Source organism: Mesorhizobium sp. BH1-1-4 (genome assembly GCF_020165665.1).
Classification (GTDB): Bacteria; Pseudomonadota; Alphaproteobacteria; order Rhizobiales; family Rhizobiaceae; genus Mesorhizobium.
In genome coordinates, this window is sequence record NZ_JAIUIN010000004.1 from 367,858 (window position 1) to 391,338 (window position 23,481).

The window sequence follows — 23,481 nt, forward strand, 5'->3', positions numbered from 1 at the left end:
AAAATCCCTATTGCGGATTCGCGGGCGTTCCGCGACGGCGAACCCATTCCGCCAGCGTCACGAGAACGAAAGAAAAACAAAGGATGCAGGTGCTGAGTGCCAGAACGCCGGGCAGCTTTCCTGGAAAACGCAACTGAGACCAGATGTAGAGCGGCAGCGTGGTTTCGTTGCCGGCAAGGAAGAAGGTCAGCACGAATTCGTCGAGCGACACCGTGAAGGTGAGCAGCAGGCTTGAAACGATGCCGGGCGCAGCAAGTGGCAACACGACGCGAACGAATGTGAAGAACAGGCCTTCGCCGAGGTCCAGGGACACCTCCTCGAGATTGCGGTCGAAGCCCTCGAAGCGAGGCAACATGATCAGGATCGCGAACGGGGTCGTGTAGACGACGTGCGCGATGCCGATGGTCACCAGCGAAAGCTGCAGCCCAACGGTCCCGGACACGATCAAAAGTGCAATACCCATGACGATACCGGGAATGAGCAGGGGCAGCGTCAGTATGCCCGTCAGCGCCGGGCGGCCGGGCAGCGCCGTGCGGCTCAGAGCCTTGGCGGCGAGCGTGCCGAGCACCGTGGAGATCACCGCCGCCGAACTGGAAACCTTCAAACTGTTGCCGAGCGCCTCGACCAGACCGGGTGAACCGGCCATCGCGGAAAACCAGCGCGTGGTGAAGCCGCTGAGCGGAAACGCGATTGCGGTGCTGTCATTGAAGGCGAAGATGATCAAGAACGCCACCGGGGCATAAAGTGCGGCGATGTAGAGCGCGGTATAACCGCCCCAAAGATACGTTTTCCGGCTCATCGGCGTGCCTGCCCGGTCTTGCTGCCCGTTCCCCACAGAATCGCGCAAGCGATGATGGTAACGACGACCATGGTGACGATGGAGATTGCCGCGCCAAGCGGCCAGTTGTTGGCGCGTCCGAACATCGATTGAACGACGTTGCCGATCATCATTCCAGAGGTGCCCCCGACCAGTTGCGGGGTGACGTAGTCGCCAACCGTGGGAATGAAGACCAGCATGCCGGCCGCGATCAGGCCTGGACGCGATAGTGGCAAAAGTACACGCCAGAACGTATACCATGCGCCGTCGCCAAGGTCGTGGGCGGCCTCGATCAGCGAGCGGTCGATCTTTTCAATGCTGATGTAAATGGGCAGCAAAGCGAACGGTGCCCACGCATGGGCCAGCGTGATGATCACCGCATAGGGGTTGTAAAGAAGGATCTCGAGTGGCTGGTGGATGACGCCGAGCCAGATCAGACCCGAATTGATGACGCCGTTATAGCCCAGGATGATCTTCCAGGCGAAGACGCGCAGCAGGTAGCTTGTCCAAAATGGAATGGTGATGACCAGCAGCAGCGTCGTCTTGTGCCTGCCGCCCTTCAGGGCGATGAAGGCAGCCACCGGATAGGACAGCACCAGCACCAGCACCGTCGCCGCCAGCGACACTGCGACCGATTTGGCAAGGATGCCGAGATAGGTCACATTGGCAAAGAATCCAAGGTAGTTCTGCAGCACCCAGCTTCGCTCGACCTCCAAGTCTTTTTGCGTCCAGAAGCTGTAGGCGAAAAGGATGCACAGCGGCACCACAAGTGTGCCGGCGGCGACCAGCAGCGCCGGGCCCAGCAGCAGATATCCACGCGTCGCGTCGCTTCGATGAACCAGGGAATGCAAAAATCCGGATTTGGGGTTCATATCGCTCATCGCTACGTGCTCCGCCAATGCGGGCCGACCGGATGACCCTGTGGCTCGGTTTGAGAGCCCCAGTTCAGCCGTGGGTTCTGCATCGGACAGGCGAGCGCGGCCGGCATGTGGATTTGCCAGCCGCGATCTGCCGGACCCGTTTCGAACAGGACCGAAATCGACGGATCGCTGGACAGCCGGTTGGGGGGCAAGCAACCGGCCGCACCCGCACCGACGATGATGTGGTCCAAATGATCCATCAGTTCGAACCGGGCGCGTGCCTCACATGCCCTGCTTGACTTGCTCAAACATCTGCTGAATGGCGTTCTGGTTCTTCATTGGGACCTGCACGATGCTTTTGGCCAGCAGGTCCGCCGGGTCGCGTGGCAGGTCGAGGCGCTGCAATGTGGCATCATCAACGGCTGCGAAACCGCCAGCCGTCGCGCTGCCGTAGCCGTATTGTGACATGCCGAACGCCCGCGCCTTGCGGTCGAGGTAGGCGTCGATCACCTCATGGGCCAGTTCCTTGTGCGGGGTACCCTTGACGATGGAAAGACCGCCAACCCAGGCCATGATGCCTTGCTTGGGGCGCATATAGCGTACTGGCAGGCCCTGCGCCTTCATCGAAACGTAAGAATCGTTCCAGGTGTTGGCGGCAACTATCTCGCCGGAGGTCAGTGCCTGTTGCAGGGTCGTTGGATCGTTGGAGTAGAAACGCAGCAGCGGCCGCTGCTCGACCAGCGCTGCACGAACCTTGGCGACGTCATCTTCCGACATGTTGTAGGCGTTGACGCCGGCATGCAGTGCAGCAGCACCAACCGCGTCGGCCATGCTGTCCAACGCCGCCAATCGGCCGGAGTATTTCTTGTCCCACAGAATATCCCAGGTGTCGGCCTTTGCGTAGTCCGGCGCCAGATCGGTGCGGACCAGCACGGAGCTGAGTCCCCAGTCGGTTGGCACCCACACCGTTTCGCCATCGATCTGCACGCCGTCGAGACCGCGCAGGCTTGGGAAAATGTCGTCCCAGTTGCTGAGTTTCGAGGTGTCGATCGGTTCCACCAGCCCGGCCTCGTGCCAGCGGCGGATTGTGTAGGATTGCGGATAGACGACATCCGGCTTGAAGCCGCCGCGAACCTTCAGGATTGCCTCGTCCTGATCGCCGAACACGGCAAATTTTGGCGGCACGCCATGCTTGGCAACATAGGTTGGGAAGAAATCTGGCACATCCATCGTCGCCCAGGTGAAGAAGGTCGGCTGTTCCTCATCGGCGGCCGCTGGTCCTCCATAGGCGGTCGATGTGACGACGACTCCCAAGCCGGCCAGGAGGTGGCCGAACTGACGTCTGTTCAGACGGCCGGTGCGTATTGCGTCGAGCATGCGATCATTGTTGTTCACGGCAAGCTTCCTCCAATCCCATGTACCATCTTATGGTATTCCATCTTACGATTTTCATATCGAGCGTGCTTTGTCAATCGACGAGCGCAAGGCAAACGGGTCCCAAAGGAGCGGCCCTAACAAAAATGAGGGGAGGAGGCGGGCACGCGCGCCCAGCGGGCCGCATGTGCGGTTGGGGTCAGCTTTGCTGATTCAAAAGAGTGGCAGCGTCAGGAGAAAATCAGCTGGGACGCAAGGATAGCCGCGCGATGTTCCATGCCTGCTCGACATGGTGTCGGGCGGCGGCTTGGGCCTTGTCGGCGTCACGTGCCCTTATCGCGTTCATGATATCTTCCATCTCGGCGATCGCGGGCCCGCGCCGGTTGGGTGAGGCGATCGTCATCGATCGCAATTGATTGATGCGCACGTTCAATCCTTGCACGATTTCCCAGGCGATAAGCTTTCCTGCGGCAACAAACAAGTTCTCGTAAAAGCGCGATGTTGCCCGCATCACCTCGACGGGAATGCTTGACGCCCAAGCCTTGAGCAGATCCTCATAGGCGCGTTCGAGACCCTCAATCTGTTCGCTGGTGGCCGTGAGCGCGCAGGCGCGCGCCGCTATCCCCTCAAGCAAGGCACGCAATTCGTAGATCTCCTCCGTACGGCTGAGGTCTGGTCGCGCTACCGCGGGCCCGTGCCCTGGAATCATCTGGACCAGGCCCTCGGCCTCCAACTGCCGCAGCACTTCGCGAACCACGGAACGACTGACGCCGAGTTGCTCGCAAAGCGGCCGTTCGACAAGCCGTTCCCCTGGCTGGAACCGAAAATCCATGATCGCTTCACGCATGCGTTCCAGCGCCAGGGTCCGCAGCGTTTTCGTCGAGCGCTCGATGCGAAGTGTGTCGTTCATGAGATGGTCCTTTCGGGAATGAAGAAACCAGATTCGAATAGCTGTTGACAAGGCGCTTTGGCAGATAATAGTATGGTATACCATAAGACGGAATGCGATAAGTTCAGCCTTTACGATTTTCCTGAGGACCTCTATGAGCCCTGCCATTCGAAAGATCGTGACCCACGTCGAGACCACCCTGATCGAGGGGGGCAAGGCGGCTGCAAGGCCGCTGCGGCTGATAGGCGTCGCAGCTGTTTTGGACAACCCATGGGCAGGCAAGGACTTTACCGAGGACTTGTCGCCCGCGATACGGGCCTATGCGCCGGTGCTCGGCGAGTTGCTGACCCGTGAGATTCTTGCCGTCGCCGGTTCCGGCGAGGCGATCGAGGGCTATGGCAAGGCAGCTATTTGCGGCACGGCGGGCGAAATCGAGCACGCCTCGGCGCTCATCCATACCCTGCATTTTGGAAATCACTACCGGCGCGCCGTCGGCGCCAAGACCTACCTTGCCTTCACCAATCTGCGTGGAGGCCCGAACACCTCGATCATGATTCCGCTGATGGACAAGAACGATGAAGGTAGACGCTCTCACTACCTGACCGTGCACTTCCAGATTGCCGATGCGCCGGCGCCCGACGAACTCGTGATCGCGCTCGGCGCTTCGATCGGCGGGCGCCCCCATCACCGTATCGGCGACCGCTACCAGGATCTCAAGGAAGTCGGCGATCTCCATGGCTGAAGGTTTCGTCATGCCGGATCGGGTCCGCGAGAAGTCGCCCGATGGCACGGCTTATATTCGCTCAGGCACTGGCGAGCCGATCCTGTTGATCCATGGGGTCGGCATGAATGCGGCGATCTGGCAGCCTCAGATCGCTTTGCTTGAAAGTCGCTACGACGTAATCGCCATTGACATGCTGGGACATGGTTCCTCGCCACAGCCGCCGGAAGAGGCCAATCTCTCGGACTACGCGAACCAGGTCATCGGCCTTCTCGACCATCTCGGTCTCGAACGCTTGTCGATCGTCGGCCATTCGATGGGTGCCCTTGTCGGCCAGGAAGTGGCGCTTCGTGCCCCTGAACGGGTTCGCAAACTTGTTTCGCTCAATGCCGTATTTCGTCGCCCCCCGGCCTTGGCAGAAGCGGTACGCGCTCGTGCCGCCGACCTTAACGGCCATGCCGATCCTTCCGGCATCGCGGCGACCGTCGCCCGCTGGTTCGGCGATACCGTGTCTGGCGATCAAGCCGAGGCCGCGGCCATGGCCCGTGCCGCGCTTGAGAAGGTCAGCCAGCAAGGCTACGCTCGTACCTATCGCCTTTTTGCGCGGGCAGATGCCGAACATGCCGACAGCCTCCCGCGCCTGGCCATGCCAGCTCTGTTCATGACCGGGTCCGAGGATCGCAACTCATCGCCTACAATGTCAGCCGCGATGGCGCATCTGGCGCCGCGAGGCCAATGCATCGTGCTGGCCGGCGAAAGACACATGATGGCGCTCGCGTCGCCCCAAAAAGTGACGAGCCAGATTGTAGCGTTTCTTGAGACAGACGACGGCGATGGAAAGCCAGGGAGATCAGAAATGGATACCGCCTTCGACGCTACGGAGTTCAGGCGGGCGCTGGGTTCTTTCCTGACCGGCGTCACCATCGTCGCCACAATCGGCCCCGATGGCCAGCCAAGGGGATTCACCGCCAATTCCTTCACCTCAGTCTCGCTCGATCCCCCGCTGGTGCTGGTCTGCATCGCGAAGAAGGCTTACGGGCACCCGGTTTTTTCGGCTTCGAAGAGCTTTTCGATCAACGTCCTGTGCGAGGGCCAGAAGACAGCTTCGGGCATCTTCGCCTCAAAGGCGGCGGACAAGTTCGCGACCGTCGCGTGGCGCTCCGGATCGACCGGCAGCCCGTTGATCGACGGTTCGGCCGCGATCTTCGATTGCGATCTTGATCAACTGATCGATGCCGGCGACCATTCCATCCTGATCGGTCGCGTTCGCGATTTCAGCCATAACGGAGCGCAACCGCTGGGCTATTGCCGCGGTGCCTATGTGAATCTCGGCCTCAGCCAGGAAGCGCTGGCGACGGTGCCGCCCGACATGGAAGTCGGCGCCATCCTGGAGAATGAAGGCCGTGTGCTGTTCTTCGAAACAGCGGATGGGAGCCATGAGCTGCCCCTTGGCCATGGCCTCGGCACCCCGGGCATCGCCAAGAGCCTGAAGGGAAGGCTCGCCGCCCGCGCCATCGACGCCCAGCTCGGGTTTTTGTTCGCGGTCTGGGACGATGCCGGCCAGCCCGCGCGCGCCCATGTCTACTATCTCGGCACGCTCGACAAGGCCTCGTCCAGAGATCCTCAGGCTCGCTTCATCGACATCGACCGGATCTGCGACCTGAAGATCGCTGACCCCGCGGTAAGTTCAATGCTCGCCCGCTATGTTCGCGAGCGGAGGGAGGACGCTTTTGGGGTCTATGTCGGAAATGAAATCGAAGGGGAGGTGCGGCCGCTCGCGCGGCCCGCCCCGGTCGTGCGCCCATCTCCAGACGCAGGTGAATAAAATGAAGTTTTCTCTTTTTGTACACATGGAACGCTCGGATGCGTCAAAGCCTCATGCCGAGCTTATCGACGAGCTCGAGGAACTGGTGCTGATGGCCGAGGGCGCCAGCTTTGAAACCGCCTGGATCGGCGAACATCACGGCATGGAATTCACCATTTCACCTAACCCGTTCATCAACATCGCCTATCTCGGCGCCAAGACGACGCGCATCCGCCTCGGTACCGGAACGGTCATCGCGCCGTTCTGGCATCCGATCAAGCTGGCCGGCGAAGCGGCCATGACCGACGTCATCACTGGCGGTCGGCTCGATATCGGCATCGCGCGCGGCGCCTATTCCTACGAATACCAACGTCTTTTCCCGGGGCTCGACGCCTGGGGTGCCGGTCAGCGGATGCGCGAGATCATCCCCGCCATCAAGGGCCTGTGGGATGGTGACTTCGAGTTGTCCAATGAGTTCTGGTCGTTTCCTCCCACCACCTCGTCGCCCAAGCCGGTGCAAAAGCCGCACCCGCCGATCTGGGTGGCGGCGCGCGATCCCAACTCGCACGACTTTGCCATTTCCAACGGCTGCAACGTCCAGGTGACCCCGCTGGCCTCGGGCGATGGCGAAGTAACGAGCCTGATGGAGCGTTTTAACGCAGCATGTGCCGCGCACCCGGACATGGCGCGGCCGGACATCATGCTGCTGATGCACACATTCGTTGCCGAGGACGCCGCCGATGCCGAGCAGCTGACGAAGGATCTGTCGCACTTCTACTGCCAGTTCGGCGCCTGGTTCCAAAACAAGAAACCGGTGCGCCAGGGCATTCTGGAGCCGCTCACGGAAGATGAGATTGCCGCCATGCCACAGTATGCGCCAGCAAAGATTCGCGAAAACCTGGTCATCGGCGAGCCCGGCGAGGTGATTGGTCGGCTGAAGGCTTATGAGGCACTTGGCTATGATCAGTACTCGATCTGGATCGACAGCGGCCTTGCGCACGAGCGCAAGAAGAAATCACTGCAGCTGTTTATCGACCGGGTAATGCCGGCCTTCACCTGAACCAGAACCGAGCCGGGCCATGACCGCAACCACGTTCAGAAATTTCATCGACGGCCGCTTCGATGCGCCATCGGCGACCTTCGAAAGTCTCGATCCGTCGACCGCAACCGCCTGGGCGACGATGCCGGCGGCGACCGAGGCCGATGTCGATCGCGCCGTTGAAGCCGCTGACCGGGCGTTGCGCTCCGGCGCGTGGGCGGCGATGACGGCAACGGCGCGGGGCAAGCTTTTGGTGCGGCTCGGTGATCTCGTCGTTGCCAACGCCGACCGGCTGGCCGAGCTCGAGACCCGCGATACTGGCAAGATCATTCGCGAGACCCGCGCCCAGATCGCCTATGTCGGCGACTACTATCGTTACTATGGCGGGTTGGCCGACAAGCATGAAGGCACGTTTGTCCCCATCGACAAGGCCGACATGGAGGTGACGATCCGGCCCGAGCCGATCGGCGTCGTCGCCGCCATCGTGCCGTGGAATTCGCAGCTCTTCCTGTCGGCCGTCAAGCTCGGTCCGGCGCTTGCCGCCGGCTGCACCGTCGTTCTCAAAGCGTCAGAAGACGGCCCCGCCCCGCTGCTCGCCTTCGCTGAACTTGTCCATGAGGCAGGCTTCCCTGCTGGGACCGTTAACATCCTGACCGGGTTCGGACACGATTGCGGCCACCGCATGACCAGCCACCCGCTGGTCTCGCGCGTCGCCTTTACCGGAGGCCCATCAACAGCGCGCGCCATCGTCAGGAACACGGTCGCAAATCTTGCCTACACGACGCTCGAACTGGGCGGCAAAAGTCCCGTCGTCGTGTTTGCCGATGCCGATCTCGACAGCGCCGCCAACGCCGTCGTCGCCGGCATCTTCGCCGCCACCGGCCAGAGCTGCGTCGCCGGCTCGCGCCTGCTGATCGAGCGTTCGGTTAAGGACGAATTCCTCGTCCGGCTCAAGCACAAAGCCGAAGCAATCAGGATCGGCGATCCGCAGGATCCCGCAACCGAAATGGGGCCGCTGGCCACGTCGCGACAGCGCGAATGGATCGAAAATGTCGTTACCCAAAGCCTGGCTACGGGTGGGCGACTGATCACCGGCGGCACGCGCGTCGAGGGCAAGCCGGACGGCTTCTATTATGCACCGACGATCATCGAAGCACCCGATCAGAACCTCGCCTGCGTGCGCGAAGAACTGTTCGGTCCGGTGCTGAGCGTGATCGCCTTCGATACCGAAGTCGAGGCGCTCGCGCTTGCCAACGACACGCCGTTCGGCCTGGCGTCCGGCGTCTTCACCACCAATCTTGCCAAGGCCCACCGTATGGCGCGTGGCATCCATGCCGGCGTGGTCTGGATCAACACCTACCGGGCCGTCTCGCCGCTGGTTCCATTTGGCGGCTATGGCCTGTCCGGCCTCGGCCGCGAAGGCGGCATGGACGCGATCCGTGACTACACGCGTTCGAAGTCGGTGTGGATACGCACCTCGGACGACCCGATTCCCGATCCTTTCGTCATGCGGTAGCCGCCGCGGGCCGGGGAAACGCGATCAAGGCGAAAACGCCGGTCGCGAACAGCCAACAACGAAAACAAACAGAGGAGAACGACATGAAACTGATCACCACCGGCATCCTTGCCGGATTTTTCGCAACCACACTTCTGGCAACGACGGCCGCAAGGGCCGAGGACATGGTGTTCACCTCCTGGGGCGGGACGACCCAGGAAGCGCAGACCAAATCCTGGGCCGAACCGTTCACGGCCGCATCCGGCATCAAGGTCATGCAGGACGGTCCGACCGACTATGGCAAGCTGAAGGCGATGGTCGACGCCGGCAGCGTCAACTGGGATGTCGTCGACGTCGAGATGGATTTCGCCATCAAGGCGGCCAAGGATGGCCTGCTGGAGCCGATCGATTTCACTGTGGTGCCGAAGGCCGATCTCGATCCGCGCTTCACCACCGACCATGCCGTCGGCAGCTTCTACTATTCCTTCGTGCTCGCCTGGAACAAGGGCGCGGTGTCGGGCGAACCTGCCGGCTGGGCCGACATGTTCGACACGAAGAAGTTTCCGGGCAAGCGGACTTTCTACAAATGGTCGGCGCCCGGCGTCATCGAGATCGCGCTGCTGGCGGACGGCGTTCCCGCCGACAAGCTCTACCCGCTCGATCTCGACCGCGCCTTCAAGAAGCTCGACACCATCAAGTCCGATATCGTCTGGTGGAGCGGCGGCGCGGAATCGCAGCAGTTGATCGCTTCCGGTGAAGCCGCATTCGGCCAGCTGTGGAACGGTCGCGTCTTCGCGCTTCAGCATGACGAAGCCGATGTCGGCGTGTCCTGGAACCAGAACCTGACGGCGGCCGACGTTCTGGTGGTGCCGAAGGGCGCCAAGAACAAGGATGCGGCGATGAAGTTCCTGGCTGCGGCAAGCAGCCCGGCCGGCCAGGCGAAATTCGCCGCAGCCAGCGGCTATGCGCCCATCAACACCAAGGCCAAGGCCGAAATGGCGGCGGACGTCGTGAAGTCGCTGCCGGACGCCCATGTCGACGGACAGATCAACCTCGACATGAACTACTGGGCCGAGCACCGCGACGAGATCGCCACGCGCTGGTACGCTTGGCAGGCAAAGTAACCGCAACAGAACGGGACGAGGCGGCTCCAGCTGTCTCGCTCCCACAAACAGGTTCCCGCCATGTCGGTCGAAACGCGTCAGAGCTTTGGATCATTCAGGCTGCCGGCAGGCTTAGGTGGCCTGCTGCCGGCGCTGATCCTGATCACGCTCTTCTTCGTCGTCCCGGTGCTGGCCCTTTTGTTGCGCAGCATCACCGAACCCGCTCCCGGCCTGCAGAACTACGCGACGCTGCTGGGTGACGGCACCTATGCTAGGGTGTTCTTCAACACCTTCCTGGTCGCTTCGGTGGTCACTATCGTCACCGTCCTCGTCGCCTTTCCAGTCGCCTGGATGCTGGCGATCATGCCCTCGGCGCTGGCCTCGCTGGTCTTCGGCGTCATCATCCTGTCGATGTGGACCAATCTGCTCACCCGCACCTATGCCTGGATGGTGCTGCTGCAGCGCACCGGTGTCATCAACCGCACGCTGATCGCCACCGGAATCATTGACCAGCCGCTGCCGCTCATCAACAATCTAACCGGCGTCACCATCGGCATGGTCTACATCATGCTGCCCTTCATGATCCTGCCGCTGGTCGGCACGCTGCGGGCGATCGACCCGATGACGCTGCGCGCGGCCGCACTGTGCGGCGCCAGCCCCTTCCAGGCCTTCCGCCGCATCCTCTTGCCGCTCTCGCTGCCCGGCATCGCCGCCGGCGGCCTGATGGTCTTCGTCATGTCGCTCGGATACTTCGTCACGCCGGCACTGCTCGGCGGCACGTCGAACATGATGCTGGCCGAAATGATCGCGCAGATGATCCAGTCGCTGCTCAACTGGGGGCTCGGCAGCGCCGCCGCCTTCATCCTGCTTGTCGTCACCATGGCGCTCTACGCGCTGCAGCTGCGCCTCGTCGGCGCCAGGCGCATGGACGGAGGCGCCTGAGATGCTGCTCGACTATGACCGCATGGGTTGGCTGAAAGTTGCGCTACTCGGCTTCACCGCGCTGGTCGCCGGCTTTCTTCTGTTGCCTGTCGTCTTCATCGTTCTGCTGTCGTTCGGCTCGTCGCGCTGGCTGGCCTTTCCGCCGCCCGGCTGGACGCTCAAATGGTACCAGGAACTGTTTGCCGACCCGGCCTGGCTCGAGGCGGCGCTGACCAGCGCCCGCATCGCCACCATGACGGCGATCCTGTCCGTGGTGATCGGCCTGCTCGCTTCCTTCGCCCTGGTTCGCGGCCGGTTTGCCGGGCGTGAGATCCTGCGCGGCCTGCTGCTGACGCCGATGGTGCTGCCTGTCGTCGTCTTTGCCATCGCCATCTATGCCTTCTTCCTGCGCCTAGGCCTCGGCGGCACCACGATCGGCTTCGTCATCGCCCATACCGTGCTTGCCTTGCCCTTCGCGATCATTCCGATCGCCACGGCGCTCGAAGGCTTTGACAAGTCGATCGAGGATGCCGCGATTGTCTGCGGCGCCAGCCCACTCGAGGCAAAGCTCAGGATCACCTTGCCGTCGATAAGGATCGGCATCTTTTCCGCCGCGATCTTTTCCTTCCTCGCCTCCTGGGACGAGGTCGTGGTGGCGATCTTCATGGCGAGCCCGAGCCTGCAGACCTTGCCGGTCAAGATCTGGGGCAGTCTGCGCTCGGATCTGAGCCCGGTCATCGCCGCCGCCTCCAGCCTGCTGGTCGGTCTGACGCTGGCCCTTATGGTGGTGACGGCGCTGCTGCAACGAAAGGTCAAGACATGACCCAGCCCTTCCTCTCCATCCGCAATCTGCGCAAGGCGTTCGGGGCGATCACTGCCGTGCACGACGTCACCCTCGACATACCCAAAGGCGAGTTCCTGACCTTCCTCGGTCCTTCCGGTTCTGGAAAATCGACGACGCTCTATGCCATCGCCGGCTTCCAGGATCCGAGTTCCGGCGATGTCGAGCTGGAAGGAAAGTCGCTGCTTGCCGTGCCGTCGCACAAGCGCAACATCGGCATGGTTTTCCAGCGCTACACGCTGTTTCCGCATTTGACGGTGGCCGAGAACGTCGCCTTCCCGCTGAGGGTTCGCCGCCGGCCGGAGGCCGAGGTGAAGAAGAAGGTTGCCGACATGCTGGCCCTGGTGCGGCTCGAAAGCTTCGCCGCGCGCTTGCCCGGAGCCCTTTCTGGCGGCCAGCAGCAGCGCGTCGCGCTGGCCCGTGCTCTGGCCTACGATCCGCCGATCCTGTTGATGGACGAGCCTCTGTCGGCGCTCGACAAGAAATTGCGTGAGGAGATCCAGGGCGAGATCCGCCGCATCCATCGCGAGACCGGCGTCACCATCCTTTACGTCACCCACGACCAGGAAGAGGCGCTGCATCTGTCGGACCGGATCGCTTTGTTCCGGGACGGCCGCATCGAGCAGACCGGCACCGGCGAAGACCTTTATCTGCGGCCAGCCACCGATTTCGTCGCCGGTTTTATCGGCAATTCGAATTTCCTCGCCGCCGAACATCTCGACACCAACGATGGCGCGGCAACGATCCGGCTGGCTGATGGCTCTGTGGTATCCGGGGTCAGGGCCAACGGTACATTTGGGAAAGGTCAAAAGACCAGGCTGATGATCCGGCCGGAAGCGTTTGGGATGGAGCGGAGCTCGGCGAGCGCGGAACTCAATGTCGAGATCGTCGACGTCGCCTTCTACGGCGAGCGTCGGCGCATCGTCGCGCGCACCGTCGGCGGCGAGGGGCTCGACATCAGGCCGACCTCGGCCGCCATGCAGGCGCAGGATGTGTCGCCCTGCAGCCGGCAGGTGTTTTTCGATCCGACGGCGGCATTCCTGTTTCCCGCATGACTGCCCTATCGAGAAAGCTCCTGCCGATGACCCTCCCGCCGCTGGCCGACGCGAGCCTCCTTCAACTCCGCTGCCTTGTCGACGGCGAATTTGTCGGGACGCCGCGCGATCCAGTCGAAAATCCGGCCGACGGCACGCTGATCGCGCATGTTCCCCGCTTTGGGATCAAGGAAGTGACCCAGGCAGTGGATGCCGCAAAGCGGGCGTTCACAGGCTGGGCCGACCGCACGGCCAAGGATCGGAGCCGGATTCTGCGGCGCTGGTTCGATCTCATTGTCGAGCACCGCAACGATCTTGCCAGCATCCTGACCGCCGAGCAGGGCAAGCCGCACGCGGAGGCGCTGGGTGAGATCGACTATGCCGCCGCCTATGTTGAATACTATGCCGAGGAAGCCACGCGGATTGCCGGCGAAATCCTCCCCAGTCATCGCACCGACGCCAGGATCCTTGTCTTGCGCCAACCGGTCGGTGTTGTCGCCGCAATTACGCCCTGGAATTTTCCGGCGGCCATGATCACGCGCAAGGTGGCACCCGCGCTGGCCGCAGGTTGCACCGTTGTGGTGAAGCCGGCCCCCGAGACGCCGTTGACCGCATTGTCGCTGGCTGAACTGATGCAGCGTGCCGGCTTTCCAGCCGGCGTGGTCAACGTGATCACTGGGGATGCCGAAGCGATTGGATCGGTGTTGACCTCCCATCCGGCGGTGCGGCTGGTCAGCTTCACCGGCTCAACCAATGTCGGCAAGCTTTTGATGCGCCAGTGCGCCGGCACTGTGAAGAAAGTGGCACTGGAACTCGGCGGCAATGCCCCGTTCATTGTCTTTGCCGATGCCGACCTCGACGCTGCTGTCGAAGGCGCGATGGTGTCGAAATTCCGCAATATGGGCCAGACCTGCGTGTGCACCAACCGGTTCTACGTGCATTGCGACGTCTATGAGGCGTTCGTGGAAAAGCTGACGGCCGCGGTTCAAGCCTTGCGGATAGGGGTGGGAACCGGGAAAGACGTAACACAAGGCCCGTTGATCAACGAAGCGGCGGTGAAAAAGGTCGAGCGCCATGTTGCCGATGCCGTGGCCAAAGGCGGCCGTGTTGTCGTTGGCGGACACCGGCATGCGCTTGGGCGCACTTTCTTCGAACCGACAATCCTGACCGAGGTCAACGACAGCATGGATCTGGCGCAGGAGGAAACCTTTGGCCCGCTTGCACCGGTTTTCCGCTTTGAGAGTGACGAGGAGGTGATTGCCAAGGCCAACGATACCGCGTTCGGTCTCGCCGCGTATTTCTATACCCGGGACGTAGCTCGGGTCTTCCGCGTGGCCGAACGCCTTGAATACGGCATGGTCGGCATCAATTCGGGTGCGATTTCGACAGAACTGGCGCCGTTCGGCGGCATCAAGGAAAGCGGCAATTCGCGTGAGGGGTCGCATCATGGCATCGACGAATATGTCGAGAAAAAATACGCCTTGGTCGGTGTAATGAGCTGAGGCGGGCAGATGGTCGATGTCAATCTTCGCTCGCTGAAGGACTTGAGAGACCTCATCGTTTCGCGGGACATCACTCCCTTGGAAGCGGTTGAAGCCAGTCTTCACCAAATCGAAGTGCAAAACCCGCGCCTGCACGCCTTTCTCACCGTTTGTGAGGCCGAGGCCATGCAGGCTGCTCGACAAGCAGAACGGCTATTGGACAAAGGTGGCCCTTTGCCGCCGCTTCTCGGTGTCCCGATCGCCATAAAGGATGCGGAGGCGACCAAGGGAACCCGCACGACGTTTGGTTCCAAATTCTACGGCAATCATGTTCCCGACAGGGATACAATCCATGTCGAGCGTCTCAGGGCTGCCGGCGCGATTATCGTGGGCAAGACCAACACGCCGGAATTCACGCTGCTCGGCGAAACGACAAACCTGCTTGGACCGGACTGCTCCAACCCGTGCGACCCAAGCAGGACCTCGGGAGGGTCGAGTGGCGGATCGGCCGCAGCCATTGCCGCCGGCATCGTGCCGCTGGCAACCGGAACAGACACCGCCGGCTCGATTACCATTCCGAGTGCATTTTGCGGAACGTTCGGTATCAAGCCCTCGCACCGAGCGATCCCGGTCTGGCCGAACTGGGACGACTGGCCGAGCCTCTACGATGTCGGGCCGATCACCAATTCAGCCCGGGATGCTGCCTTGGCGCTCGACGTGACGGTGGGCTTTGACAGCCGCGATCCATACGCATGTCGCCTCCAGCGCTCGACAGCGTTCACCGACGGTCTCGACAGGCCATTGCCGCGGTTGCGCATCGGCTGGCTGGTTGCGCATCCCGACCTGCCGGTCGAACCGGCATGCCGCGCCGCCGTGCATAAGATCGCAGCGCTGCTCTCGCGTTTGGGACACCATGTCGACGAGGTGTCTCTCCCGATCGAGCCGCCGGGTGAGATCATCGATACCATCGGTTGCGCGTACGAATACGCTAAGCGCGGTTTCCTGCTCGACGAGGACGGCGCCGAGCTTCATCGCGAGACGCGCCACGTGCTGGAACGTGGACGTCACATCACCGCCACTCAACTGCTCAATGCCGGCTATCGGCGGCAAAGGATCAAAAGCGCATTTGAAACCTATTTCGAATCCTTCGACATTCTGCTGGCGCCAGCAACCGCTTGCAGGGCGTTTCCGTTAAGGACGCCGCCAGCGGTCATCGACGGATGTTCGGTTCCCGAGGACTGGACCGGCTTTTCACCTTTCAACATGTACGCCAATCTCACCGGCGGCCCTGTCGCAACCCTCCCGGTATGGTCACCCGAGGACGGTGGCTTGCCCGTCGGGGTTCTGTTTTTTGGCGCTTTCGGAAGGGACGATGTTGTCTTGCAGCTCTGTCACAGCGTTGAGGGCGGCCCTGGTTACTGAAGGTAAGCTCTGCGATCTTCATGCCCTGTCGATCAGGCCTAGACTGGACCAAGGTGGCACGATTCGGATGTTGCCAGCGTCCCGACCATTCGGAGATCGGTTAGGCCTTGACGCTCGCCAGTACCTGACCTGCTTTCTATAAGCAATTTGCGTATGGATCGCCGTGTGCAGCCTGATGACATCGAAATCATTCTTGAGGCTGACATATCGGAGGACCCATGCCTCCTCTTTGATGTTGTCACGCCCGACGGCGTGCTTCAGCTCTTGGGGGGACGTCGAGATGGGCAGCAACCATTTGGTCGTCCGTGACCTCCTATTGGGGGCGATGCTCAGGTCCAGTGGGGTTGGCCCAAATTGCGCAAGCTCGGTCGAGTGATCGCGGAGAAGCTTAATGTCGACTACATTGAAGTTCATGGAGCGGTTCGGACAACGGGTGCGAACCCGGGACGTCGTCCAAGTGTCGTCAGGCTCTCCCGTCCGGCTGAGTCTCAGCTTTCTACACGGCGCGAATACTCCTGAGGCTGCTCGGGTTCTCGTCAAGAGACGGCTGCCGCTGAGGACGGCCCACGCGGTCCTCACAGAGATGGTTGATCAAGGCAAGGCATTCGTGACGGTTCCCTGCGTCGACGACCTTCGGGCACTGAAGGATGAACTCTCGTCCGCAGGAGTGATCGCGAAGGTTCATGCGCCGCGGCCGCTAAGCGTTCGCGAAGTCCGGGATGGCACGAAGCTGTCCCAGGAGGCGTTCTCCGTGAGGTATGGCCTCGATCTGGCAACGCTTCGAAACTGGGAGCAAGGTCGCTCGGAACCGGATGCAGCGGCGAATACTCTCCTTTGGACCATCGCCCGGAATCCGCAGGCAGTCGAAAAATCGCTCGATATGGAGGACGAAGTGGCTGCGCCCTCTACCTAGTCTAAGACTAGGGGGCCATCGGAACGGCCGACACCATCGCGCGGCCCCTCGGTCGCCCACGCGATGGCCGCGGCGGGAATCCACCACGCGGACCTGACGCAGTTGCCGGAATGGTGGGCGTCGTCAACTATTTCGTTTCGACCTTGATATCCAGCGTAGTGCCAGTCTCGTCACCGTTGGCGAAAAACACGTCGGCGACCATGGCCTGACTGGCCTCTTGCTCCACCATCTCGGGGGTCAGTGATCCGCCCTGGGCCTCGAGTTGAGGCAAGTTGTCCGCCATGGTCTTCGCGAATTTGGCTGTTCCGTATTGCGGGCCGCGGACCGCGATCAATCCGCCGTTCTCATCCCCCGAGAGCCCGGTCCCCGGCAACTGCAGGCTGGCACCGACCTGGTTGATGCAGCCCAGTCCAACCCCGCATGGCTTGCCCTTTACGAGCTTGATCCATTTCGGGCCGCCGACCAGGATGGCAAAATACATGATGCCGGCCTTATCGGAACCCACCGCGCTTGCACGCAAGGCGTCGTAGAAGACCCGGTGGGTCAGGCGCCAAGAGCGGACATGCCGGTCGCAATAGTGATCGTGGATGATCGCCGCCTTGACAAAGCTCTCGTCGAAGGGCTTCCCGACAATCGGCTGCGCCCATGGAGGAATGCTGGCGCCATCGGTGATCAGCCCCTTGGCGGCCTGCCAGCCGACACCCTTAGGGTCGATGAAGCCGAAGTCAGCGCCGAGCTCGCAGTGACCGGTGCTTTCGCACCCTGTGGGCGACAATACGAGACTCCCGACGAAATCGGCATGCGCGACCCGCACGCCGGCTAACAGCACCAAGACAATAGACAGTGCCGCATAAGACTTCGCGAGAACGAGCAGGTGTGATAACTGACGCAGGCCGAACATGGGGGCTGTTTTCCTCTGTTATCTACTTACCACGGCGGTGGCGGGAATGGACATGCCATACTGTCTAATTTTTTAATAGGGGGAAATGAATGAGCTGTCTGATTGGTTATGACCTGAACCGCGAGGGTGAAAACTACTCTGCTAAAAACACGGCGCTACGCAACCACATCAAGGCGAAGTATCCGAGGTACTGGGCGCACTTGGATTCTACGTTCATCGTTGTAACAGATCTCACTGCCGAGTTGATCAGGGATGACCTGGTTCCATTCCTCGACGACAACGACGAACTTCTTGTCGTGGAACTCACACACGAAGGCGCGTGGCATGGATTTAGCGAAAGGGCTCGTAGCTGGCTGCTGAAAAACTTGTGACGTGACCCTAATCCAGGCCGTCAAATGGCGCCCTTCGCCGGGCTGTCTTGAGGTTGGTGACACGCAGCAGGCCGAGGCAAATTCCGGATGCTCCCTGAAACAGGGGTCAGTTTCTCGGCGTCAAATTTAATGGCGTCGGTGTCATCGACTGCGAAGGCGTACGAGAAACGAGGCAAGGCGTCGAACGCGGCGCCTTCGCCGACGATTGCGTGTTGCCCATGAACTCGAGCAACATTACGGCGTTGGCGCTTGATGAACGCAAGAGTGGCTCTCCGGTCCCGCGCTATGGCGAGCATCGGAAGTGCATTGCAGACGATAGGTGTTTTCTGGACGTGAAGGCCGAATGGGAGAAGGCGGGCCGACCGGCAATTCAGCGAGGACAACCCGCTCTTTAAAAAACAATGGCGGCTGCAAAACTTGGCCTTGAACAAGCCAGACATCTGAATCGGGGAGCCAACACAACCTGTGTTGCCGCCTGGCAACGGGCAGGCTGTGGTCGGGGAGTTCCCCTATAAACACGGAGGATTTTGGGAAGCTCAACAAATACCTGCTTGGCCGCCTCTTCGACGGAGCCGTGACGGGCATGGGATCAAAAGTGCTCACCGGACGCGAGCTAATTGAACGGATGAAGGGCTGTGTTTCTGGATCAATTGGCTGCCCGAGGAGCGCGCCGCCCTCAACAGCACCCTTGACGGTTCCTTGTGTTGACCCATCAAAGTTGACGCTGCTGCGGCGAAGCGCGGCTATTTCAGTGGGAAGTCTGAAGCAAATTCCCCCATCCCATGTTCACTGGTCTGTGCTTCGGAGGTCGCATAGACAGGCAGACTGGAATTGGTGCAATCGCGAAGTCAGCCCGCACGCTGATCAGCCGTGTTCGCCTCATTCCTCAGCTTTTCAAGCCGTGATCGGCAGATCATTTCGACACGGTCGATCAGGTCGCAGACCCGCTCAGCAAGCCACTGAAGCGCTTCGCGAGTGATCTCGAAGTGCCTTGAATAGCGCGCCTTAACATAAGCCTCGTTGATGATGTTGAACCATGCAACGAAACGCTGCTGGTCGCGGGGCCAAATTTCGGCAAGCTCTTGGGCCTGGTCTTCGGCGAGGCTGCGAAGAAATTTGACGTTATGAGAAGCAGGGCTGTAATTCGTTAGAACCAGCAACACAACAGCATAAGCCTGTTCGATTGATTGGTGGAGGAGAAAAGCTGCTTCTTTGAAGTCGCCCTCTTGTAGATAGAACATCGCACCTTTCGCGAACTTCTTGGAATGAGGCAGCCTGTCTTCGAGGTGTTCGGCTGCTAGTCGGAAGGCATCGGCCGGCTTTGTCGGTGCCGGATTGGCCAGCGGTTCCTCGTCGAGCTCATAGAGGACGATTCCCTCACGACGGATGTCGACAAAGAAGTACTGACCGTCCCTGAGTGCAATGTTCACCTCCCGGCGGGAATGCACAATGAAGCTGACGGGCGTGTTGATTTCGCGCATCAGACGGTCTGCGGCCGTCTGCCAATAGCCGGCGAAATCGGTCAGTTTGCGATTGTTCACCACCACCAGCAGATCGAAATCCGAACGATAGCCCTTCCTGGTATGCGGCTCGTCGACCCAGCCACCACGTGCATAGGATCCGAAAAGTATGATCTTAAGGATGCGCCCACGCTTTTTGAAGTCGGCCGTCCCTCCCTTGAGGGCATCCTCAAACTCCTCGAGGAGCAGCTCAACCGTCTTTCTCAGCTCGCGCTGTTTTGGTGGCGGGAGATTGTCGATGCTGGATTTCATAAACAAGGATCTGTCGTCCATCGGGTATGCTTAGCCGAGACCACGCCTCGAATCCACAGACTGCCTCGTTCGGCTGGATTGAGCAACGCACACGGATCCCCCGATTGCGCTGAACCGCAAGAACGTTACTCTCAGCCGGCGGCGCCCGAGCAATGGGCACGATCGCTTCGCTGATCGACGCATGCAAGCTCAAAGGCGTCGAGTCTCATTCCTACCTCGCTGACATGGCTTTTGGCCAGTTACGATCCGGGTGATCGTAGGATCGACGATCTGCTGCCTTGGCCGACGGCCCTAGGCCGCTGAAAACGTGGCCTGAAAACAGTCAGTCACGATAGCCTGGCCGATCCTGCGGTGCGCCAACACTGCGCGGCAGTTCTCCAAGACCGGTCAATGCGCCTGCGTGTATCGGTGGCATTGTGATTTCGTCGCATTCCGGCAGCAAAAATGACCTTCTGAACCCCCAAAAAAGGGCTACTTGCAGACAAGACGCATGATGGTATCGATGTTGAACTGAAGTCTGGTGTCGAGAGCTTCCCGTGACATCAGATCTCGCTCGTAGATGATGGCGCCCGTAAAGCGGTTGGTGAAGTAGTAGTAGCCGATGGCAGCGATCGTGATGTTTAACTGAACCGGATCAATGCCGGCCCGGAACATGCCTTCCTTGACGCCGCGTACCAGAAGCGTGTCGACCATCGCAACAAGACGTCGGCTGATGTCCTGAACCACCTTGGACTTCTTGAGATGGCGCGCCTTATGCAGATTCTCGCTGTTCACCATGGTGAGGAATTCAGGGTTATCGAGATAATATTTAAAGGTGAATCGAACGAGCTTTTCCAATGCCTCCTTGGGAGCGAGGTGGTCTAGTTCCAGCTTCTGCTCAGCCGTTCGAATATCGACATAGGCGTCTTCGAGAACGCGCTGAAACAGGCTCTCCTTGCTGTCGAAATAATGGTAGATCATGCGTTTGTTGGCTTTCGCGCGAGCAGATATATCGTCCACTCTGGCGCCGCCCAAACCCTTCTTGGCGAATTCCTGCTTGGCGGCCGCGAGTATCCTCTTCTGGGTTGCCTCCGCATCGCGAATTCTTGGCTTCCTTGTCTTCGCCGCCAACATTTTCTTTCCTAACTGGTCCATTTCGAATCCGACATTTGATCATCCCTATCATGCACCAACTGCATTGCGACCAGAGCGGTTGGCGAATTGCCAAATGGCACTCCATACCGGCCAGGAGCCATTCGTCGCGATCGGTTGGGTTCATGGCGAACATCGGCAATCAGCTGCATTTGCGGGGCTTCCTGTGCGCGCTTGCCTCCGAAGTTAAAGGCCAGTTCCAACTAACTCAATAGTTACATAGAGGCATCCCGCAGCGCAACCGGCCGGGTTGCCGATGTTCAGAGGAGCGCCGTCACCTCGCCCGGCGTCCTGTTGACAAGGCGCCACTAAGAAAGTAACTAGATAGTGCGTAATTGTCAGCTGGGTGTGCGTCTTTGCGAGGATGCTCGCTCGAATTTCGAATCCGCTGGGAGAGAGAAAATGTCGTTCATCAAGAAATTTATCGAGCAGGAAACCATCAATCGTCGCAATCTGCTTCTTGCATCGGCCTTCGGGCTTGGCGGTGCTGCGGCACTTCGAACCCTGGGTGCGACCCCGGCGCGGGCGGCCACGGACCCGGCGATCGCCTGGAGCTACCGCGATCGTACCAATCCATACTGGAACTCAATCGTGTCGGGCGGCGAGGCCTTTGTCGAAAGCATAGGCAAGCCAAAGAGCGCACTCGTCAACCTCATCAATGAAGGGTCGAGCGAGAAGTCGCTCGCGGACGTGAAGGCGCTTCTTGGCAAGGAGGGCAGCAACCTCGCGCTTGCCATCGATGCGAACGATGCGCCCAACTGCCGCCCCGTCGTCGAGGCGGTCGCCGCCGCCGGTGCCTATGTATCCACAATCTGGAACAAGACGGACGACCTGCATCCCTGGGATTTTGGCGACAATTACGTGTCGCACATGACCTGGTCGGACGAGGGACCGGCCGAAAAGACCGCCCGCATCCTGTTTGACGCCATGGGCGGCAAGGGTGGCGTCGTTCATCTCGGGGGCATCGCGTCCAACAACCCGGCGATCGAGCGCCTGAACGGTTTGAAGAATGCGCTCAAGGACTATCCTGACATACAGCTGCTCGACGCACAGCCCGCCGACTGGGACACGCAGAAAGCCAACCAGATCATGGCGAGTTTCCTGACCCGATACGGCGATTCTATCAAGGGCGTGCATTGCGCCAACGACACCATCGCCTATGGTGTCATCGAGGCACTACGCGCCGAAGGCATCGAAGGCATGCCGATCGTCTCCTATGACGGCAACCAGCAGGCTGTCGAACTCGTGGCCAAGGGCGAGATCCTGGCGACCGTCTTCACCAATCCCCATTGGGGCGGCGGCATCACAGCAGCACTTGCCTATTATGCGGCGACCGGCGCGTTCAAGCCTTCGGCCGAACCCAAGGAGCATCGCGAATTCTACGGCCCGACCGTCCTTATTACGCAAAAGGACGCGGCAGAGTTCAAGGCGAAGTACCTCGACAGCACGCCCAAATACGACTGGAAGGACTTTTGGGGTCCGGGCAACGGTCAGATCAAATACAAATAATCAACCCGCCGGCGGACGCGCACCGGCAGCGGTGCGTGTCCCCGATCTGGCGACCTGCCATTTGCTTGCGACGGCGCCCGCATTGCCGTCCCTTGCCCGCGGGGGAAGAGCGTGGATAATTTCTTGACCAGGGACAATCTGCAGAAATGGGCACCGCTTCTGGTGCTGCTTGCGCTCGTCCTGTTTTTCTCGCTCGCCAATCCGAACTTCCTCTCCATGCGCAATTTCGCGCGCATTTCCATACTGTCGACACCGTCACTGATGATCGGCATCGGCGTGACCTTCATCATCCTCATGGGGTCGATCGACCTCTCGATGGAAGGTGCCGTCGCGGTCTGTGCAGTGCTGTTTGCGACAATGTTCACCGCATTGGGCGGCAACCTGGCAGGATGGGGATGGCTGGCGATCATCGGCGCGGTGGCTGTCGGAGCCCTGTTCGGCTTGGCCAACGGGCTGGTCCATGTGGTGCTGAAAATACCGTCCTTCATGGCGAGCCTGTCGATGGGATTCGTCGGCATCGGCCTGTCGCTGCTGATCACCGGAGGCGACCGGATCCGCGTCGAGGACCCGCTTTTCCGCTCGCTGCTTACCTATCGGCTGGGGGGCTTTCCGCTGATGGTCTATGTCGCGCTGGCGGCGCTGCTCGTTGCCGGTTTCATCCAGGGACGGACGAAGATCGGGCGCAATTTCTATGCCGTTGGCGGCGGTGAGGATCTCGCCCATGCATCCGGCCTTAACGTGGCCAAGGTGCGCATCATCGGCTTCGCCGTCGCCGGGATCTTCTACGCGCTCGGCGCAATGCTGGCGGTGGCGCAGATCGGCATTGCCGAGACAGTTACCGGACGCAACCTGATGTTCGTCTCCATCACGTCCGTAGTGGTGGGCGGCACCGCGCTCTGGGGAGGCTCCGGCGGCGTGTGGAACACACTTGTCGGCGTCTTGATCGTCAACGTAATCGGCAACGGCATGGTCGTGATGGGATTGCCAAGCTATGTCCAGGACGGTGTGCTCGGCCTGCTCGTCATCATCGCGGTCTATCTGTCGACCGACCGTCGCTCTTTGTCTTTCGTGAAGTGACGCGCC

Annotated in this window: 21 protein-coding genes; 14 read left to right on the forward strand and 7 right to left on the reverse strand. The window is 60.7% G+C overall.

Annotated elements, in window-relative coordinates; all coding sequences use genetic code 11:
* Positions 1 to 7: 7 nt before the first annotated feature.
* From LB569_RS10620 to LB569_RS10640, 4 genes are all read right to left on the reverse strand, one after another.
* Complete coding sequence (locus LB569_RS10620; RefSeq protein ID WP_224692190.1) at positions 8 to 847, reverse strand: ABC transporter permease; 840 nt, start codon at positions 845 to 847, stop codon at positions 8 to 10.
* A complete protein-coding gene (locus tag LB569_RS10625; RefSeq protein ID WP_263494402.1) occupies positions 796 to 1,893 on the reverse strand; it encodes an ABC transporter permease in 1,098 nt (365 codons plus the stop codon). The genes LB569_RS10620 and LB569_RS10625 overlap by 52 nt, the downstream gene beginning before the upstream one ends.
* 66 nt (positions 1,894 to 1,959) lie before the next feature.
* Positions 1,960 to 3,072 carry a PotD/PotF family extracellular solute-binding protein gene (locus tag LB569_RS10635; protein WP_224692193.1) on the reverse strand — a complete coding sequence of 371 codons (1,113 nt, stop codon included), beginning with the start codon at positions 3,070 to 3,072 and terminating at the stop codon, positions 1,960 to 1,962.
* A gap of 220 nt (positions 3,073 to 3,292) precedes the next feature.
* Positions 3,293 to 3,961 carry a GntR family transcriptional regulator gene (locus LB569_RS10640; RefSeq protein ID WP_224692194.1) on the reverse strand — a complete coding sequence of 223 codons (669 nt, stop codon included), beginning with the start codon at positions 3,959 to 3,961 and terminating at the stop codon, positions 3,293 to 3,295.
* Between the two features lie 133 nt (positions 3,962 to 4,094).
* On the opposite strand from LB569_RS10640, the gene LB569_RS10645 reads away from it, so the two are divergent.
* The 11 genes from LB569_RS10645 to LB569_RS10695 all read left to right on the forward strand — a co-directional run bounded on the left by LB569_RS10645 (position 4,095) and on the right by LB569_RS10695 (position 16,714).
* Complete coding sequence (locus tag LB569_RS10645; protein ID WP_224692195.1) at positions 4,095 to 4,682, forward strand: amino acid synthesis family protein; 588 nt, start codon at positions 4,095 to 4,097, stop codon at positions 4,680 to 4,682.
* 103 nt (positions 4,683 to 4,785) lie between these two features.
* Positions 4,786 to 6,486, forward strand: a complete 1,701-nt coding sequence (locus LB569_RS10650; RefSeq protein ID WP_318013108.1) for an alpha/beta fold hydrolase — start codon at positions 4,786 to 4,788, stop codon at positions 6,484 to 6,486.
* A 1-nt stretch (position 6,487) separates the two neighbouring features.
* On the forward strand, positions 6,488 to 7,525 hold the full coding sequence (locus LB569_RS10655) for an LLM class flavin-dependent oxidoreductase (RefSeq protein WP_224692309.1): 1,038 nt from the start codon (positions 6,488 to 6,490) through the stop codon (positions 7,523 to 7,525).
* A 19-nt stretch (positions 7,526 to 7,544) separates the two neighbouring features.
* A complete protein-coding gene (locus tag LB569_RS10660) occupies positions 7,545 to 9,020 on the forward strand; it encodes an aldehyde dehydrogenase (protein ID WP_224692197.1) in 1,476 nt (491 codons plus the stop codon).
* An 83-nt stretch (positions 9,021 to 9,103) separates the two neighbouring features.
* Complete coding sequence (locus tag LB569_RS10665; protein WP_224692198.1) at positions 9,104 to 10,123, forward strand: ABC transporter substrate-binding protein; 1,020 nt, start codon at positions 9,104 to 9,106, stop codon at positions 10,121 to 10,123.
* 60 nt (positions 10,124 to 10,183) lie between these two features.
* A complete protein-coding gene (locus LB569_RS10670) occupies positions 10,184 to 11,044 on the forward strand; it encodes an ABC transporter permease (protein ID WP_224692199.1) in 861 nt (286 codons plus the stop codon).
* A 1-nt stretch (position 11,045) separates the two neighbouring features.
* Complete coding sequence (locus LB569_RS10675) at positions 11,046 to 11,846, forward strand: ABC transporter permease (protein ID WP_224692200.1); 801 nt, start codon at positions 11,046 to 11,048, stop codon at positions 11,844 to 11,846.
* The gene (locus LB569_RS10680; protein WP_224692201.1) at positions 11,843 to 12,919 is read left to right on the forward strand and encodes an ABC transporter ATP-binding protein; all 1,077 of its coding nucleotides are present in this window, start codon (positions 11,843 to 11,845) and stop codon (positions 12,917 to 12,919) included. Before LB569_RS10675 ends, LB569_RS10680 begins: the two co-directional genes overlap by 4 nt.
* A gap of 26 nt (positions 12,920 to 12,945) precedes the next feature.
* Positions 12,946 to 14,400, forward strand: a complete 1,455-nt coding sequence (locus tag LB569_RS10685; RefSeq protein ID WP_224692202.1) for an NAD-dependent succinate-semialdehyde dehydrogenase — start codon at positions 12,946 to 12,948, stop codon at positions 14,398 to 14,400.
* Between the two features lie 9 nt (positions 14,401 to 14,409).
* Complete coding sequence (locus tag LB569_RS10690) at positions 14,410 to 15,801, forward strand: amidase (protein ID WP_224692203.1); 1,392 nt, start codon at positions 14,410 to 14,412, stop codon at positions 15,799 to 15,801.
* 391 nt (positions 15,802 to 16,192) lie between these two features.
* Positions 16,193 to 16,714, forward strand: coding sequence for a helix-turn-helix domain-containing protein (locus tag LB569_RS10695; protein ID WP_224692204.1), 522 nt, complete (start codon positions 16,193 to 16,195; stop codon positions 16,712 to 16,714).
* Between the two features lie 127 nt (positions 16,715 to 16,841).
* Here the strand turns inward: LB569_RS10695 and LB569_RS10700 are convergent, their stop codons facing one another.
* The gene (locus LB569_RS10700) at positions 16,842 to 17,615 is read right to left on the reverse strand and encodes a DUF1353 domain-containing protein (RefSeq protein WP_224692205.1); all 774 of its coding nucleotides are present in this window, start codon (positions 17,613 to 17,615) and stop codon (positions 16,842 to 16,844) included.
* 89 nt (positions 17,616 to 17,704) lie between these two features.
* Here LB569_RS10700 and LB569_RS10705 point away from each other — a divergent pair, with 89 nt between their 5' ends.
* On the forward strand, positions 17,705 to 17,986 hold the full coding sequence (locus LB569_RS10705; protein ID WP_224692206.1) for a hypothetical protein: 282 nt from the start codon (positions 17,705 to 17,707) through the stop codon (positions 17,984 to 17,986).
* Between the two features lie 848 nt (positions 17,987 to 18,834).
* On the opposite strand, the gene LB569_RS10710 is transcribed toward LB569_RS10705, so the two are convergent.
* On the reverse strand, positions 18,835 to 19,758 hold the full coding sequence (locus tag LB569_RS10710) for a nucleotidyltransferase and HEPN domain-containing protein (RefSeq protein WP_224692310.1): 924 nt from the start codon (positions 19,756 to 19,758) through the stop codon (positions 18,835 to 18,837).
* A gap of 471 nt (positions 19,759 to 20,229) precedes the next feature.
* Entirely contained in the window at positions 20,230 to 20,871 is a 642-nt protein-coding gene (locus LB569_RS10715) for a TetR/AcrR family transcriptional regulator (RefSeq protein WP_224692207.1), read from the reverse strand.
* A gap of 420 nt (positions 20,872 to 21,291) precedes the next feature.
* On the opposite strand from LB569_RS10715, the gene LB569_RS10720 reads away from it, so the two are divergent.
* The gene (locus tag LB569_RS10720; protein WP_224692208.1) at positions 21,292 to 22,398 is read left to right on the forward strand and encodes a sugar ABC transporter substrate-binding protein; all 1,107 of its coding nucleotides are present in this window, start codon (positions 21,292 to 21,294) and stop codon (positions 22,396 to 22,398) included.
* Positions 22,399 to 22,521: 123 nt separating this feature from the next.
* Positions 22,522 to 23,475, forward strand: a complete 954-nt coding sequence (locus LB569_RS10725; protein WP_224692209.1) for an ABC transporter permease — start codon at positions 22,522 to 22,524, stop codon at positions 23,473 to 23,475.
* Positions 23,476 to 23,481 lie beyond the last annotated feature (6 nt).

What these genes read in the sequence shown, in the direction of transcription:
- LB569_RS10720 (WP_224692208.1), top strand. Translation starts at nt 21,292, where the DNA reads ATGTCGTTCATCAAGAAATTTATCGAGCAGGAAACCATCAATCGTCGC.
- LB569_RS10640 (WP_224692194.1), bottom strand. Translation starts at nt 3,961, where the DNA reads ATGAACGACACACTTCGCATCGAGCGCTCGACGAAAACGCTGCGGACC.
- LB569_RS10650 (WP_318013108.1), top strand. Translation starts at nt 4,786, where the DNA reads ATGAATGCGGCGATCTGGCAGCCTCAGATCGCTTTGCTTGAAAGTCGC.
- LB569_RS10680 (WP_224692201.1), top strand. Translation starts at nt 11,843, where the DNA reads ATGACCCAGCCCTTCCTCTCCATCCGCAATCTGCGCAAGGCGTTCGGG.
- LB569_RS10700 (WP_224692205.1), bottom strand. Translation starts at nt 17,615, where the DNA reads ATGTTCGGCCTGCGTCAGTTATCACACCTGCTCGTTCTCGCGAAGTCT.
- LB569_RS10705 (WP_224692206.1), top strand. Translation starts at nt 17,705, where the DNA reads ATGAGCTGTCTGATTGGTTATGACCTGAACCGCGAGGGTGAAAACTAC.
- LB569_RS10645 (WP_224692195.1), top strand. Translation starts at nt 4,095, where the DNA reads ATGAGCCCTGCCATTCGAAAGATCGTGACCCACGTCGAGACCACCCTG.
- LB569_RS10715 (WP_224692207.1), bottom strand. Translation starts at nt 20,871, where the DNA reads ATGTTGGCGGCGAAGACAAGGAAGCCAAGAATTCGCGATGCGGAGGCA.
- LB569_RS10695 (WP_224692204.1), top strand. Translation starts at nt 16,193, where the DNA reads ATGTCGACTACATTGAAGTTCATGGAGCGGTTCGGACAACGGGTGCGA.
- LB569_RS10685 (WP_224692202.1), top strand. Translation starts at nt 12,946, where the DNA reads ATGACCCTCCCGCCGCTGGCCGACGCGAGCCTCCTTCAACTCCGCTGC.
- LB569_RS10655 (WP_224692309.1), top strand. Translation starts at nt 6,488, where the DNA reads ATGAAGTTTTCTCTTTTTGTACACATGGAACGCTCGGATGCGTCAAAG.
- LB569_RS10710 (WP_224692310.1), bottom strand. Translation starts at nt 19,758, where the DNA reads ATGAAATCCAGCATCGACAATCTCCCGCCACCAAAACAGCGCGAGCTG.
- LB569_RS10670 (WP_224692199.1), top strand. Translation starts at nt 10,184, where the DNA reads ATGTCGGTCGAAACGCGTCAGAGCTTTGGATCATTCAGGCTGCCGGCA.
- LB569_RS10675 (WP_224692200.1), top strand. Translation starts at nt 11,046, where the DNA reads ATGCTGCTCGACTATGACCGCATGGGTTGGCTGAAAGTTGCGCTACTC.
- LB569_RS10665 (WP_224692198.1), top strand. Translation starts at nt 9,104, where the DNA reads ATGAAACTGATCACCACCGGCATCCTTGCCGGATTTTTCGCAACCACA.
- LB569_RS10690 (WP_224692203.1), top strand. Translation starts at nt 14,410, where the DNA reads ATGGTCGATGTCAATCTTCGCTCGCTGAAGGACTTGAGAGACCTCATC.
- LB569_RS10660 (WP_224692197.1), top strand. Translation starts at nt 7,545, where the DNA reads ATGACCGCAACCACGTTCAGAAATTTCATCGACGGCCGCTTCGATGCG.